Below are 15175 nucleotides of genomic sequence, written 5' to 3' on the forward strand. Positions count from 1 at the left end.
TGTTGTACTGCTTGATTCATATTTTAGTTCTGCAAATTCGTTACATAAGTGCATTTATAGAAACAGTGCAATATGCAGTTAAATTAGTTAAAACTTTGGTTAATATACCGATTGAATTTAACTTAACTTTATGTTATCATATATTCATAAAAGCGATTTTCTTAACTCCACACAAAATGTATTAAAAATCGGAAAGGATGGTTTCTCAGATGAAACAAACTAAGCTCAAGACCCTGCTGGTGGCAGCGGCATACGGCCTGTCCGCTGCCTGCGCAGGTCTCCCGAACGAGGCGCTGACCGTATCCGCCGAAACTCCGCGTGATTTCGTCTATGCGGACGGCACTCACTTCATGTGCAACGGAAAGACCTTCTACGTCAGCGGATGCAACTCCTACGACCTGTTCACCCTCGGTGACGGCTCCAGCGACTACTCCATCGACGCGATCGAGAACAAGTATATGTACAAGTCCCAGATCGACGAGCGTATGCAGCAGATGGCTGACAACGGCGTGAACGTCGTGCGGACCTGGGGCTTCTCGAACGAGTCGTGGCACGGCTTCGAGCAGTCGCCCGGACAGTACAACGAAGCTGAGTTCATGCTGTTCGACTATATCATGTACTCAGCACAGGAGCACGGCATCCGCGTCATCATCACCCTCGAAAACTACTGGGAAGCCTACGGCGGCATCGACAAGAAGCTGAGCTGGGCGGGTCTGAGCGGCGGCAGTCATCAGAACCGTGCGGTGTACTTCAAGAGCGATATCTGCAAGCAGTGGTACAAGGACTACGCCGAGCATTTCGCCGAGCGCAGGAACTACTACACAGGCGAGCTCTACAAGGAGGATCCGACCATCTTTGCGTGGGATCTGATGAACGAGCCGCGTTACCAGGACGCAGGTGAGAACACCTCAGGCGAGACCCTTCGTGCGTGGGTGGACGAAATGGGCTCGTTCATCAAGAGCGTTGACCCGAACCACATGGTCTATGCAGGCATCGAGGGTCACGGTACGAATTACAATTTCGGCGGCGACGAGGGCAACCCCTACGTTTATATCCAGCAGTCGCCCTATATCGACTTCTGCTCGGCGCACCCCTACCCCGACGAGTACTGGGCGAGCCTTTCACCCGATGAGAACGCCGAGACTATGCGCAAGTGGATCTCCGACGCACACAACAAGGTCGGCAAGCCCTTCCTCGCCACCGAGTTCAACGTTCACTCCTCCCTCGACAGCACGACCTACGAGAAATACTGGCGCTCGGTGTTCGACACCATCGAACAGGAGGACGCGGCAGGCGGTCTATTCTGGGAGTTCAACACCCGCAGGCTGAGCGAGTTCACCGTGATGAACGGCGACCCCATCCTCACCTACTTCAAGAAGCACGCCAAGAACATGGCGGCAAAGTCGGGCGGCAGCGTGACCGAACAGGGCACGACCACCACCGACCCGAACGAGGGCAGCAGCAGCGGCTCGCAGACCTCTGCAACCGTTGACGGCGGATTTTCCGTTGACAGCACCACCATCCGTGACGCTAACGGCAACCCCTTCGTGATGAGGGGCGTGAATATCGCTCACGCGTGGTACGCCGACAAGACCGAGACTTCGATCAAGGCTGCCGCAAAGCTCGGCACCAACACCGTCCGCATCGTCTGCGCTGACGGTCAGCAGTGGAACAAGACTTCGGCTTCCGAGCTGAAGGATATCATCAGCGTCTGCAAGGAGAACAAGCAGGTGTGCATACTTGAAGTTCACGACGCAACGGGCAGCAACAGCATCAGCGATCTTCTCAAAGCCTGCGACTACTGGAAGGAAATGAAGGATATCCTCAACGAGAACCGCGCATACGTCATCCTCAATATCGCAAACGAATGGGCTGGCGAATGGAACGGCTCAGCGTGGGCGAGCGGCAACAAGCAGGCGATCTCCGCCATCCGCAGCGCAGGCATCAAGAACATGATAATGATCGACTCCGCAGGCTGGGGTCAGTATCCCGCGTCCATACACGACTACGGAAAGTCGGTGTTCGAGTCCGACCCCGATAAGAACACCGTGTTCTCGATACATATGTACGAGTACGCAGGCGGAACTTCGGACATGGTGCGAAACAATATCGACAAGTCACTGGCGATAGGCGTGCCTGTTGTCATCGGTGAGTTCGGCGGTCAGCACACCAACGGCGACGTTGCCGAAGAGACCATCCTTTCCTACTGCACCGAAAAGAACGTCGGCTATCTCGGCTGGTCATGGAAGGGCAACAACTCAGACCTCGCGTATCTCGACATCTCCAACGACTGGGAAGGCACCTCCCTGACCTCCTTCGGCAAGACCCTTTTCGGAGGAAACGGCGGCATCTCCGAGACCTCGAAGACCTGCACCGTCTACACCCAGACCAAGCCTTCGGACAACACCCAGAAGTACCCCATCGCGTCGGCATCCGTATGGGGCAGCACCCTGAAACTCACATGGAATGCAGTCGAGGGCGCCGACAAGTACTGCATCGCCTACTACTCCGCAGGCAAGTGGAAGATACTCGCTCAGGGAAATGTCCTGACCTACACCAGAACAGACATCCCCGCAGGCACCTACAAACTGGTAGTCGGCGCAAAGATAAACGGCGAGTGGGACATCAGCAATATCAACAAGAGAGCGTTCACTGTTACGATAAGCAAGTGACGGCAAAATAAAAACCGAACAAAAGATGAAAAATCAGGCAGTCTCTTCGGGGACTGCCTGATTTGTTTGTGAGCGGTATGCCCGAATGCACACCGCTTCTGCTATTCATCTGACATGAGAATAAACTTTTTACCGAGCCTTTTCAAAGTGTCACAGCGGTCACTTTCCCGCAAACTGCCATTCGTCAAAGCCGAACTCACCGTCGAAAACAAAGAACAGGTCGTGTCTGCCGTCAGTTTCGGCATCATTGTAATACACCGCCCGGTCATCAGCATCGAACTTCAGTGCCGACAGCACTTCGCCGTCGGGCTTGTCGAGCCTTACCTCTAAAGTACCGCTTCCGCGCACCTTTGCGGCAAAGCCCCTGCACTTGTCCCCGAAATCAACGCCTTTGACAGCTATCACGTTCTCATTTTTGCACTTGACATAAATATCGTTCTCTTTTTTGGCAAACTCGCAGTCGGTGAGATAGACTTCCTCTGCGTTATGCACGGCATAAGGGTCAACACTTCCGAGCTGTTCAACACCTTATCGCGACGCATCGCATTTGTATATCACGGCATTTTCCTCATCGACCGTCACTTCATCGGCGCTCAGAGCGCGGAAACCTTTGTTTATGCCCCTTTCTTTCTGCAAAACAAGGGTATGGTAGAAAAGGTAATATTTGTCCTTGAACTTGTGGAGATGCGTGTGGTTGTTGGAGTATTCCATACCGAGTTCGCCAGGATTTTTGAGATAATAGTCCTGATACTGCCAGCTGTCGGTGTCAAGGGGCGTCTCGGTCGTCAGATATGCCATTGAGCAGGCAGGCGGATAAAGAACGGGCAGATCATAGTCCCACTCGGAACGGGTCTCCCACGAAGTATTGTAGGTGTAAACATACTTTCCGCCGATGAAATTCAGCTCGCTCGCCTCAAAGAAGTACGGTGTTTTCACCTCGGCGAAATCGCTGTTCAGAGAGATCATATCCTCCCCGAGCCTGACTACCCTCGCAACTCCGGGCATATAGTCGCTGCCGTCTTTTGCCTTGCCGCCGCCGAAGGAAAGCCAGCCGACACCATCGTCATCAATGCACGCACCGGGGTCAAAGGGGTTCGGGCAGTTTTCAAGCCCTTCCATGCCCGCCGAAACAAGCGGATGTCCGAGAGGGTCGCTCCACGGGCCCGAAGGGTCTGTTGCGGTAAGCACGCCCACACCTGCACCGCTGTTTGAAAAGTACAGGTAGAAATGGGTCTTGCCGTCGCTTTCCTCACGGGAAACGACAGACGGCGCCCATGACGCGATTATCCACGGTGCGATCTCTTTTGTGTCGATCTCACCCTCGTACCGCCAGTTGACCATATCCTCGGTCGATATGATGATAAAGGACTTTATGGATTCGTATGTATTTTTGGATTTAGGTCTTGTCCTGTACTGCTGCTCATCAGCCGTGCCGAAAACATAGAGCCTACCGTTGTCCTCGACAGAAGTCGGGTCGGCAGCGAACAGGTTTGTTATCAGCGGATTGTTTTCCTCGTTTTCGGCTTTGAAAAGTATTTTGTTATCCGTGTCAAAACTGACAGCCGAAGTCTCTGATGTCTTGATCGGTCCGCTGTCCGTCCCGATCGAAAAATCCTCGGGTTTTACCGAGCCGCAGGCAGAAAGGACCAGAGCGGCAGCAATGATAATAGCAGAAAGTGATTTTTTCGTTTTCATTTTGTACCTAGCTATGCCCTTATGTGACGAAAGAGTTTTTAATATTATACCATTAACGGAATAAATAGTCAATCGCCGAACCGCAATTTTCTTACCGCAGCTATCCGAGCGTTTACCGACAATTTCGGGGAGTATTTTGCATCACAAGCTGCCGTATATCACTGCCGTGTCGGTCAGCTCGTGACCGACAAAATAGGCTACAGCGTCCAGAACATTCCTGCCGCTGTTCAGCATGACGTTCTCCCACACAAAAACGCTTCCTGTAACAGGCAAGCCCTCTGTAATAGTTTTCGCCGCCATAGCAGACCTCCGCCCTGCCCCTTGCGCCGTCATCGGCATTAAAGGTATGCGGCAGACAAAAGCTTTCCCACTTGCTGTCATCAAAAGCCGAGAAAAAAGTTTCTTCGGCACTGATACCGCAGTCTTTCGGCAGTCCGCTTTATTCGTCACAAAAAACTGCCGAACCGTCCTCTTCCGTGTCATTCATTTCAGTTTTCCGTATTCCTCATCCGAAACAGGCTCGCACCACTCGGTGCTGCCGTCCTCGCCCTCGATCTCGATCGCAAGGTGCGAGAACCAGCTGTCGGGTGCGGCACCGTGCCAGTGCTTGACATTCGCGGGGATATTCACGACATCGCCCGAGCGAAGTTCCCTCGCTTCCCTGCCCCACTCCTGATAAAAGCCGCGTCCGCCGACGCAGATCAGCATCTGACCGCCGCCGCTTTTCGCGTGATGAATGTGCCAGTTGTTGCGGCAGGCAGGCTCGAAAGTGACGTTGAATACGCCGAGCTGTTCCTTCGAGACCTGCGCCAGATAGCTCTTTCCGACGAAGAATTCGCCGTAAGGGTTCGACTCACCGATCGGGAAAAATATCTCGTTTTGGAAACGGTCTTTTTCGGTCAGATCGGGCGATCTTTCATCCCAGACCTCCTTCGCAAGACCGAACACCGCCCATGCGTGCGCCCAGCCTGCGTAGAAAGCCGTGTGGGTGATGACTGCCGCGATCTCCCTCTGTGAAACGCCGTGATTTTTCGCGTTCATCAGGTGGAATCGCAGCGCGTCCCCCGTCACGCCCTGCGACATCAGCGCCACCACCGTGATGATACTGCGAGTTTTCAGGTCAATGTCGGCGTTATTCCAGTTCTCGCCGAACAGAATGTCATCGTTGAAGTGCGCAAATTCGGGCGCGAACTCACCAAGGGCGTCTCTGCCTGCGGTCTGCACGATCTTCTCAGCCATAGTTACACCCCCTCAGACAGACTTTTTCGCCCAAGCCGCGACCTTGCTCTCGCTCTCGGCGGACTCCGCGCCGTGTATCGCAAGACCCTGCTTCACCGTTGCGCCGACGCACAGCTTTTTCAGGTCACGCTCGCTGCCGCCCATGCCGCTGCCCTCGTTGGTGCAGAACGGGATGACCGTCTTGTCCGAAAAATCGTACTTTTCGAGAAGCGTGAACATACACATCGGCATCGTGCCCCACCAGTTCGGGTAGCCGACAAAGATCGTGTCGTAGTCGTCGAAATTCTCGGGGAACGCCTTGATCTCGGGGCGAGCCTTTGCGCGAAGCTCCGCCTTCGCCTCCTCGATGCAGGTCATGTAGCTCTCGGAGTAGGGTTTCACGGTCTCGACCTCGAACAGGTCGCCGCCGACCGCCTTCTGAATGAACTCCGCGACGCGCTCGGTGTTGCCCTTAGAAATGTTTTTCAAGCCGCCGTTCCAGTAGTTTTCGCCCTTGCGCGAGTAGTAAACGATGAGTATTTTTGCCATGATTTTTCCTCCTTAGTCGTGTATCTTCCAGTTGATGAGCTGCCGCGCCGTGTGCGCGCAGCGGTGGTCGATGATCTCGCTGTGACCGATGTCGAGGGACGTGATACGCTGCATTTCCTCGTCGGTCAGCGTGAAATCGAGGCAGAGATTTTCCGCCCTGTGTTTGTGATTCGTCGAGCGCGGGATGACTGCCACGCCACGTTGCAGGTTCCATTTCAGAGCGATCTGCGCGGCTGTTTTTCCGTGAGATGCTGCAATTTCTGTCAGCGTTGGGTTGCCGAAAATATCCCTCTGACCCTCGCACAGCGGTCCCCAAGCCTGCGGTACACAGCCGTACTTTCTGATCTCGGCGATCGCGTCTGTCTGCGGCAGGAAGGGGTGAAGCTCGATCTGATCGACCATCGGCGGAGTGTCGCTGTTGAGTGCGAGATCGACCACCCGCTCGGGCGAGAAATTCGACACTCCTATCGCCCGAATAAGCCCATCGTCCATCAGCCTTTCCATCGCCCGCCATGATCCGTAGTAATCGCCGTAGGGCTGGTGGATCAGGTACAGATCGAGGTAGTCGAGTCCGAGTTCACGGAGCGTTTTCTCAAACGCTCTGAGCGTATTGTCGTAGCCTGCGTCCTGAACCCAGACCTTTGAGGTGACAAACAGTTCCCCGCGGGTTATGCCGCTTGCGCTAATCGCTCTGCCGACCGCCGCTTCGTTGAAGTACGCAGACGCCGTATCTACGAGCCGATAGCCCAGTTTCAGCGCGTCCGCGACGTGCTGCTCGCAGTCCTGCTTTATCATGAACGTACCGAATCCCAGCATCGGCATCGACACACCGTTTGAAAGTTTTATGCTGTCCATTTCCTCACCTCTTTGCTTTCGTTGTCTTTATTATACCGCATTTCTGCGCATTTGTACAATGCCGATTTCTGATAGCAGTATAACTTTCGGTAATAGCATATTGACTTACAGCCCGAAATATGCTATACTGAAACAAAGGCGGTGATACCATGATCGAAATATATATGCTGGTGCAGCTGGTTGCGATCGCAGACTATGGGACAATGTCAAAAGCCGCGGAGCAGCTGCATCTTTCCCAGCCAGCGCTGAGCCGCACGATGGCCAAACTTGAGGACATGATGGGAGTGAAGCTGTTCACGCGCGGCAAGAACAAGGTGGAGCTGAACGAAAACGGCAGGCTCGCAGTCGAACTTGCACGCAAGGTGATCGACGAAAACGAAGCGCTGGTGGAACGCGTCCGCGCTTTCGACCTCAGCCGCAGGACGATCTCGGTCTGCTCCTGTGCGCCCGCGCCCATGTGGATAATCGTGCCCGCGCTGTCCGAGCTGTTCCCCGAAATGAAGATCACCGGCGAGATGAAGTACCATGAGGATTTCCTCGACGAGCTGACGGGCGGCAGCTGCCAGCTGATAATCATGCCATGCGAGGTGGAGCAGGAGGGTATCCTCTGCCGCAGGTTTTTCGAGGAACAGCTGTATCTCTCCGTTCCGCCTGCGCACCCGCTTGCAGGCTACAGCGAGGTTCACTTCGACGACCTGGACGGCGAGACAATGCTTCTATACTCCGATCTTGGCTACTGGCATTGGGTCCATCGGGAGCTCACACCCAACACAAAGTACATCCTCCAGAGCGAATACGAGGCAATGAACGAGCTTATCAAGGCTTCGGCGCTGCCCTGTTTTGCGTCGGACGTGACCATGAATATGCGGCACGGCGATGTCAACCGCGTGAATATCCCCATCGCTGACGATGCGGCGAAGACCACGTTTTTCTGCTGCTGGCGTAAAGAGAACAACCGAAAATTCAAGGCTCTGGCGAAGTGGCTGGAGGAACGGAAAACACCGTGAATAACGCGGTAATCATCGCAAACTCGAACGAGAGTATTCGCAGCGCTTGCAGGACGAAAAATTTTCACAATCACAAAAGACACGGCAGATGCAAATCTCTGCCGTGCCTTTTTTCATTTTTATCGGAAACCCATTCTGTCAGATGAAGTCATCTTCATCTTTGATCTTTTTTATTTCCGAACAATCCGAGCATAAAAAATCCTTGCTGTCATTTGGTTTCTAAAAAATACTCTTCCGAATCTGTAAAAAATGTAGTCGAGTTCGGTCCCGATCACAATTTTAAAATGGTTATGTCCCATATCGTAGGTGTTGTCAACGATCGCCAAGCCGCATATGCCGTCGCAGGTCACAATTATCGAACTCGGTCTGAATCGTATACCAAGATCAAAATCATATGGAAGATCAAATACCATGAGGATAACTTTTCTGGCAACTTCTTCAAACTTTTTCCGATTACTAAGGTAATTCTGATAGACCTTTCCCTTTAATAAATTAGGTTTGTAAAAAAATTATGATTGACGCAGTCAAAAAATATCGCCGATCGTATGAGATGCGTAAACTTCGCATTTACAGGGGAAAGGAGGAGTTACAATGTCTGTCGTTTTTTTGTCCCGAATGCGGCGCTGAACCATGAACAAGCCGAAAAAAGGATAACCGCACTTATTGGGGCTGGGTACGTGCCGACGGCGAACGGGCTGATGCTGACTGCCAGTGCAACCAGCAATTTTAACGGCACCTTCAAAATGAAGCTCGCCGAATTCAAGGTCAATGGCGGTTCAGACTGGTATGTCAGTAACGGTGGCTTCGGTATCAGGTATTCATTTTCAGCCGCATCGGGAGAAACTCTGACGATCAATTATACCGCAAAACCTGTCACTCGTGATTTCATATTTGAAAACTGTACCTACATTTTAGCAAGGCCAAGACCCTATACTATCAGTCCTGCTGATGATGCCGAAACGCATCCGGAATATGAGAACGTATTTAATTGCAATCTTACCTATACTGATAAAGATTATAATTCCGTCGATTTTCGGAATGCAGAACAGACCATATCAAACTACTTTACTGATGATGTTGTTTATGTTACGGTATCGGCGGATCGGGATATATGCGACAATATGAACATCACCGTCAGCGAAGATGCCCTCGGCTCCGCTGGCGAGGACTCGGGAGTTGAGATCGGCGAAAAACTGATAACAGGCAAGAAAGAATAAGACAAGGACGGCGGCGAGATTCCCGTCGGCAGCGATGAGCAGAAGATCCACGACCGTTACGAGCAGTTCCTTGACGATGAAACAAGGGACAATGTCGGGATTGCGACGCTTGAAAAGGTCTTTGCGGCGATAGAAGACGCACAGACGACAACTGATTTTTTCCGCGCCTGCGGTGTTTGTGTCGCAGGATCATTTTGACAGCAGCCGCTACTGCGTCACGATCGGGCAGATGGAGCTTTTCTATTCGACCGACGAGCTGATCGAAGCGCTCGCGGACTGCCGCCTACATCGCAGGACTTGCGGCGCTTGTCATCGGGGTGTGCCTTATCATCCAGAAGCTGATGTCCGCCCTTGTGGCGTTCACGGCAAGCCGCACGGACGGCAGCAAACTGTCCGTTCTGCGGCTCGCGGTCATACAGTCGGGCACGAAAAAAACAGCCGTCACGGGGACGGTCATTTGCACGGCGGTCATGCTGCTGACCTCGTCACTGTATGTCCTTTCACGGTCGGCGGAGGGGATCTATTCTGCAAGAAATTACGACTGCGACGTCATCATCCGCGGCATCTCCGAGCGTGCGGAGCGCTATGATATCATCACCGCCGGCAGCCGTGAGTTCATCTACAACACCGAGGAAACAGCGCAGAAAAACGGCAAAAATGCTGCGGTCAGTATCTTCGGGTATGACGGTTTTGAAATGTTCCCGGGACTACACGATCTGCCCGAAAAACTTGACGACAGCGAGTTCATTTTCGACACGCGACTGATGAAGCGGCTCGGAATTTCAGCTGACGAGCGAATTCTACGCCGCCGCTGACAAGGCTTCATCGGGCGTGACGGGGCTGCCGGATATGCCCGCGGGAATTGTGGTACTGCTCGCGGTGGTGTCCGTTTCGGGCGAGCAGATAATAGGCTTCACCCGGCGAAGGCATGAACTGAGCGTCCTGCGCTCGCAGGGGATGAGCATTCGGCAGCTGTCGAAAATACTGCTGACCGAGACCACGCTTTCAGTGATCGTCCCGCCATTTATCTACGTGACCGCAGGTTACACTGTCGTAATGTTCATCACGAAAACGCTCGGCAGTCTTGACATGAATATCCCCGTCAGCTGCGAGGTTTCGGGACTTGCTGCTCGTTTTTTTAGAGAAGATCTATTTATGAGCCTGATCCCTGTACTTCTTCGCGGTCATACCCGTCTGCTTCTTGAACGCGGCCATAAAATGATACACGTTCTTGTAACCGCATTTTGAAGCGATAACATTAATGCTCATGTCCGTCTTTTTCAGCAGCTTCATGGCGTTGCTCATGCGGATATCCACAAGGTCTGCGTGAAATGAAGTGCCGAACTGCTGTTTGTATATCTTGCGGAAATGGCTTTCACTTATCCTCATTTCATCCGAAACAGCTGTGATGCTCCATTCAAGCTCGGGTGAACGCCTGATACGTCTGCGGAGCTCATCGAGCTGCTGAGCATAGTTCAGAGCATTTTCGCTGTTCTGTTTCTTGTCGCCGAGGTGGAGCTCTATGACCTGCTCAACATCGCATTGTCCTGCGGTGCTGTCCTGAAAATACTCGTAGGTAAATCGTATAACGGGCTTTTCGGCCCATTTGTTCTGCTTGATGACCATGTCCACAAACAGATCGAAGCGCCCCGTCCATTCGTCGCAGCAGCTCTTCGGGTCAAGGTCGTCCTGAACAGGCAGAAATACGCCGAACACAGTCTCATTATATCTGAAACATATATCGTGTATCGAGCAGTTCATCTGGATCGCATTTGAAATAAAGATATCGGGCTTGAACTCAAAACGTCCGCTTGGAGTCTGTATCCACTTAACCTGAAGGATGACGAGCGCGTAATTCTCCGACGTGCCTGCGATCTTTTTCGACACGCCCTTCAGGTTGAAAAGACCCGTAAGCGTGTCGCGCTCGGACAATTCCGCAAGCCTGTTATTGAGGAGCCTGTTCTTTGTCTTGATGAACTGGATCGAGAGCGCATTGGTGACAGAGTCGCGCCAGCCGATATACAGATCGTCGAACACGTAACGTGCAGCATCGGTGTATGTGGTGGCGATATATCCGTAAACATACCTGCTGTTGTGAAGGGGTGTGACGACGATGAGCTGTCCCCTGCCGCTTCTGACCGTGGGCGGAATAAGCTCCGCCGTATCGAATATGCACGATAAGTCGGAGGCTCTGTCGCGGTGCTTGGAAACAAAAAGGCTCATCCTGTCGGTGAAGTTTTCGGGCAGGGTGTTCTCGATATCGTTATTATCCAGCTCGGGACAGATGCACACGTACATATCCTTCCAGTCGGGGATGATGTAGCAGAGTTCATCTATCGAATGGCTGAGCTCCTCAAAGCTGTCGGCAGAAGCCATCCTGTTGATATAGTCTGACATCATCCTGATCTCCTGCCATTCGCAGTCGAGTATTATCTTTTCGTAGTACTTTCTGAGACCCGCTTTCTGCTCGGCATTTTCACAGCCGCAGCTCCTGCCGAACGAAACGGTCTGAGCGTTTATCATGGGGATGCTGTCATTATTCGTAATCAGCCTCAGAAGCATAGCGGCGGCATTCCTGCCTGTTTCGTATTCCTTTCCGTTTACCGTGGTCAGCGAAGGCTCGGAAAGAAGGGCGTTCTGGCCGCCGTCATAGCCCGTTACCGCGATATCCTCGGGCACACGAATGCCCCACTCCATCAGCCGATCACACAGCGTTATCGCCATGATGTCGCTGGTACACACCACCGCCTCCGGTCTGTCGATCACACCGTCAGCGATCTCGTCGGCAAGTCGGATCGCCCTCGCTTTCCAGAAGTCCCCGTAGAAATACCCCTCGTCGTTCAGACCCGCTTCACGCATCGCAGTGCGCCAGCCTTCAAGACGTTCTTCCGCGTCACGGTTGCCTTCGATACCCGTAAGGCAGATAATGTTCCTGAACCCGTGATGTGATATCAGATGTTCGGTTATCCTGCGGACGCTTTCACTCTGGGAGGTATGATAGTTCGGGAAAAGATCGTTTTCATAATCGGTGCATACGCAGGGACAGTTCATCCCTCGGAGCTGTTCAAATATCGAATCAGCCACATTCTGGTCATGAAATCTGCCGCCTGCGAACAGGATGCCGTCAAGATCGGTCATCTTTGCAAGCGTATATATTTTTTCTTCTCCGCTGATATAATCGTTTCTGAAAGTCTCCCCCTGCGCGTTCGAGGCACAGGTGAACACCGCGACGTCATAACCGTATCCCGAAAATAAACGATATATCCCGTCAAGAAAGACCGAATCGAGTTCGATAGTAACTGCGGGTAAGATAACACCGACTTTACAGCTTCTTTCCATACCATTATACCTCCTTTTTGTTTATTATTTACTAGTATATAACGTTTTTGAAATAAAGTCAAGTATATTTATTAAAATTAAAGCGTTTTTGAAATAAAGACAATCGTTTTTTTGATTGAAAAGCGCTCGAATTTGTTATATCATATTATCAAAGTTATATAAAACTTATCCGTAAAAGTTAAAACAACTTAGGAGGATCGATTATGAATATGCATAACAAACGTGTGATAGCTTTTATTGCAAGTGCGGCTCTGATGACCGCTCCCGTTTCGACGCTGGCTCCCGTTATCTCGTCCGTGACGCTGAACAGTCTCGTCGCGTCCGCAGAATCGGCGGGCACCACCCACAATTTCACGACTAACGGAACTTCCAGCTCGTTCTATAGTATAACGGGCAACCTTTCCACATCTAAAGGCACCGTGAGCTACGGCGGACAGACGCTGACTCAGTGCCTCAAGATCGAAAGCTCCACAAGCATCAGCTTCAACGCCGGTTCTTCGGGCAAGCTCACTCTCGTATTCGTAGAAAGCGCACCGACCATCAAGCTGGACGGCACCAAGCTGACGGGATCCAACGGCATCATCACCGCCGACGTTTCCGCAGGCAGCCACACTCTCACCAAGGCTGACACGGCAAATCTGTTCTACATGGCATTCTCGGGCGAAGCAGGAAGCTCCTCTCAGTCCGGCGACGGCGGCTCCCAGGGCAACGAAGATCCTCAGGTAGATCCAGGCAGTCAGGGCGGTTCCGAGACTCCGTCTTCCACCAACATCGACGGTGTCAAGGTAGTCAGCGCAGGCGGCTGGAACGAGACTCTTTACATGGTATTCTCGGGTCTCAAGGATTCCGACGTTACAGGAGTTTCCTACTCCGGCGCGGCTTCGGGCACATTGTCGGGCGATGACTTCACCTACCTTGTACGCGATACTTCCGCAGGTCTGAGAGTCGATATCCCGGGCGTTCCCGCAGGTACCTACTCCATCACCGTTACCACCAAGATGGGAACTATCGTTCACAGCGGTCTGTCGGTCAACGCTTTTGACCGTTCGGGCTACGCTCACTATAACTACACCTCGGGCGTCGGCGCTTACACCGACAAGGGCGTTCTGAAGTCTAACGCAAAGGTCATCTATGTCACCAACGAGAACAAGGATACCGTTTCCGTCACCTCCAAGGACGGCACGACCGTAAAGGGTATCGGCAACATCCTCAACTCCGTAGGACAGGATGTCGGCGGCGGCAAGACTTCCAACGGCAGCACCAAGACTAACACCAATCAGGGCATAATCAAGAAGCTGGCGCAGGACGGCACTCCCCTCGTCATCAGATTCATCGGCGACGTTAAGGCTCCTTCGGGTCTGACCGCTTACGACTCCATCGATTACGGCGGAAGCGTCGGCGACAACGGCTACATGGCAAGAATGAAGTCGGGCAAGGACATCACCCTTGAGGGCATCGGTACCGATGCGACCGTTAACGGCTGGGGCTTCCACTTTATGTGCGAATCCTCTTCCCCGACCTTAGGCAAGAGCTTTGAGGTAAGAAATATCACGTTCAGGAACGTTCCCGAGGACTGCATCGGCATGGAGGGCGTTCAGGACGGTTCGACCATCACCGCATCCGTTGAAAGATGCTGGATACACAACTGCGAATTCTACAAGCCCAGCATCTCCAACCCCGCAGAGTCCGACAAATCGGGCGGCGACGGTGCCTGCGACTTCAAGCGCGGTCAGTATTTCACCAACAGCTACTGCTACTATGAGGGCTACCACAAGACCAATCTCGTTGGTTCTTCCGACAGCAGCCTCCAGTACAATCTGACCTACCATCACAACTACTGGAAGGACTGCGAGTCGAGAGGTCCTCTCGCACGTCAGGCCAACATCCATATGTACAACAACATTTTCAGCGGACAGACAAGCTACTGCATGAACCCGAGAGCGAATGCGTACATCTTCTCCGAGTACAATATCTTCGACAACTGCAAGAACCCGATGGAAGTTAAGCTCGGTGCAGTCAAGAGCTACAACGACGTGTTCAACAACTGCAAGGGCAGTATGGACGGTACCATCGTTACCGACAAGAGCACTAAGGTAAACACCAACAACAAGTACGCAAACTTCGATACCAATTCGTCGCTCTGCTACATTCCTTCGGGCAACTACTTCCTCCAGACCGACACCTCGAAGCTGTCCTCCTACTTTGACGTTTACGGCGGCACTTTGGATGAATCCAAGACGGTGAACGGCTCGACTTCCACCGAGGGCACACAGACTCCGACTCAGCCCGAGGATCCGACACCTGTCACCAACGTATATCCGATCGCTTCCGCGACCGTTCAGGGCAGAACAGTTACTCTGAGCTGGAACGCTCTGGAAGGTGCTGAAAAGTACTGCATCGCTTACTACTCCGCAGGCAGATGGAAGATCTACACCCAGTTTGGTGCTTATCAGACTACCTACACCTTCAAAAATGCACCGATCGGCACCTTCAAACTGGTCGTTGGCGCAAAGATCAACAACGAATGGAACACGAACGATCTCTCCAAGAGAGCTGTTACCGTTACCGTCAAGTAATCGGGCGCTGATAAATCTTTTGAATAATATCCTTCCATAAAATCGAG

General features: G+C 52.5%; 13 protein-coding genes. 6 read left to right on the plus strand and 7 right to left on the minus strand.

The features are described from left to right. Positions 1–209 precede the first annotated feature (209 nt). Complete coding sequence (locus tag BT142_RS19650) at positions 210–2672, plus strand: cellulase family glycosylhydrolase (RefSeq protein ID WP_072418667.1); 2463 nt, start codon at positions 210–212, stop codon at positions 2670–2672. Between the two features lie 159 nt (positions 2673–2831). Here the strand turns inward: BT142_RS19650 and BT142_RS13250 are convergent, their stop codons facing one another. From BT142_RS13250 to BT142_RS13270, 6 genes are all read right to left on the minus strand, one after another. Beyond that, positions 2832–3164 carry a carbohydrate-binding protein gene (locus tag BT142_RS13250; protein WP_072418668.1) on the minus strand — a complete coding sequence of 111 codons (333 nt, stop codon included), beginning with the start codon at positions 3162–3164 and terminating at the stop codon, positions 2832–2834. Positions 3165–3200: 36 nt separating this feature from the next. Next, on the minus strand, positions 3201–4367 hold the full coding sequence (locus tag BT142_RS13255) for a family 43 glycosylhydrolase (protein WP_072418669.1): 1167 nt from the start codon (positions 4365–4367) through the stop codon (positions 3201–3203). Positions 4368–4508: 141 nt separating this feature from the next. Next, positions 4509–4667: a hypothetical protein gene (locus BT142_RS19160; protein WP_175444946.1), complete on the minus strand. Its 159-nt coding sequence runs from the start codon at positions 4665–4667 to the stop codon at positions 4509–4511. Positions 4668–4850: 183 nt separating this feature from the next. Beyond that, entirely contained in the window at positions 4851–5606 is a 756-nt protein-coding gene (locus tag BT142_RS13260; RefSeq protein WP_072418670.1) for a carboxymuconolactone decarboxylase family protein, read from the minus strand. A 12-nt stretch (positions 5607–5618) separates the two neighbouring features. Then, a complete protein-coding gene (locus BT142_RS13265) occupies positions 5619–6134 on the minus strand; it encodes a flavodoxin (protein WP_072418671.1) in 516 nt (171 codons plus the stop codon). Between the two features lie 12 nt (positions 6135–6146). Beyond that, positions 6147–6989, minus strand: a complete 843-nt coding sequence (locus BT142_RS13270; protein WP_072418672.1) for an aldo/keto reductase — start codon at positions 6987–6989, stop codon at positions 6147–6149. A 149-nt stretch (positions 6990–7138) separates the two neighbouring features. Between BT142_RS13270 and BT142_RS13275 the strand changes: the two genes are divergently transcribed. From BT142_RS13275 to BT142_RS13295, 4 genes are all read left to right on the plus strand, one after another. Then, positions 7139–7996 carry a LysR family transcriptional regulator gene (locus tag BT142_RS13275; protein WP_072418673.1) on the plus strand — a complete coding sequence of 286 codons (858 nt, stop codon included), beginning with the start codon at positions 7139–7141 and terminating at the stop codon, positions 7994–7996. Positions 7997–8541: 545 nt separating this feature from the next. Then, a complete protein-coding gene (locus BT142_RS13285; protein WP_139182233.1) occupies positions 8542–9213 on the plus strand; it encodes a hypothetical protein in 672 nt (223 codons plus the stop codon). Between the two features lie 317 nt (positions 9214–9530). Next, a complete protein-coding gene (locus tag BT142_RS13290; protein WP_072418676.1) occupies positions 9531–10028 on the plus strand; it encodes a hypothetical protein in 498 nt (165 codons plus the stop codon). Positions 10029–10062: 34 nt separating this feature from the next. Then, positions 10063–10461: an FtsX-like permease family protein gene (locus BT142_RS13295; protein WP_072418677.1), complete on the plus strand. Its 399-nt coding sequence runs from the start codon at positions 10063–10065 to the stop codon at positions 10459–10461. On the opposite strand, the gene BT142_RS13300 is transcribed toward BT142_RS13295, so the two are convergent. Then, complete coding sequence (locus tag BT142_RS13300) at positions 10363–12552, minus strand: substrate-binding domain-containing protein (protein ID WP_072418678.1); 2190 nt, start codon at positions 12550–12552, stop codon at positions 10363–10365. The two genes, BT142_RS13295 and BT142_RS13300, sit on opposite strands and share 99 nt — an antisense overlap. A 203-nt stretch (positions 12553–12755) precedes the next feature. Here BT142_RS13300 and BT142_RS13305 point away from each other — a divergent pair, with 203 nt between their 5' ends. After that, positions 12756–15128, plus strand: a complete 2373-nt coding sequence (locus tag BT142_RS13305) for a pectate lyase family protein (RefSeq protein WP_072418679.1) — start codon at positions 12756–12758, stop codon at positions 15126–15128. Positions 15129–15175: the final 47 nt, after the last annotated feature.

It is taken from the genome of Ruminococcus sp. YE71 (genome assembly GCF_900119155.1).
Classification (GTDB): domain Bacteria; phylum Bacillota; class Clostridia; order Oscillospirales; family Ruminococcaceae; genus YE71.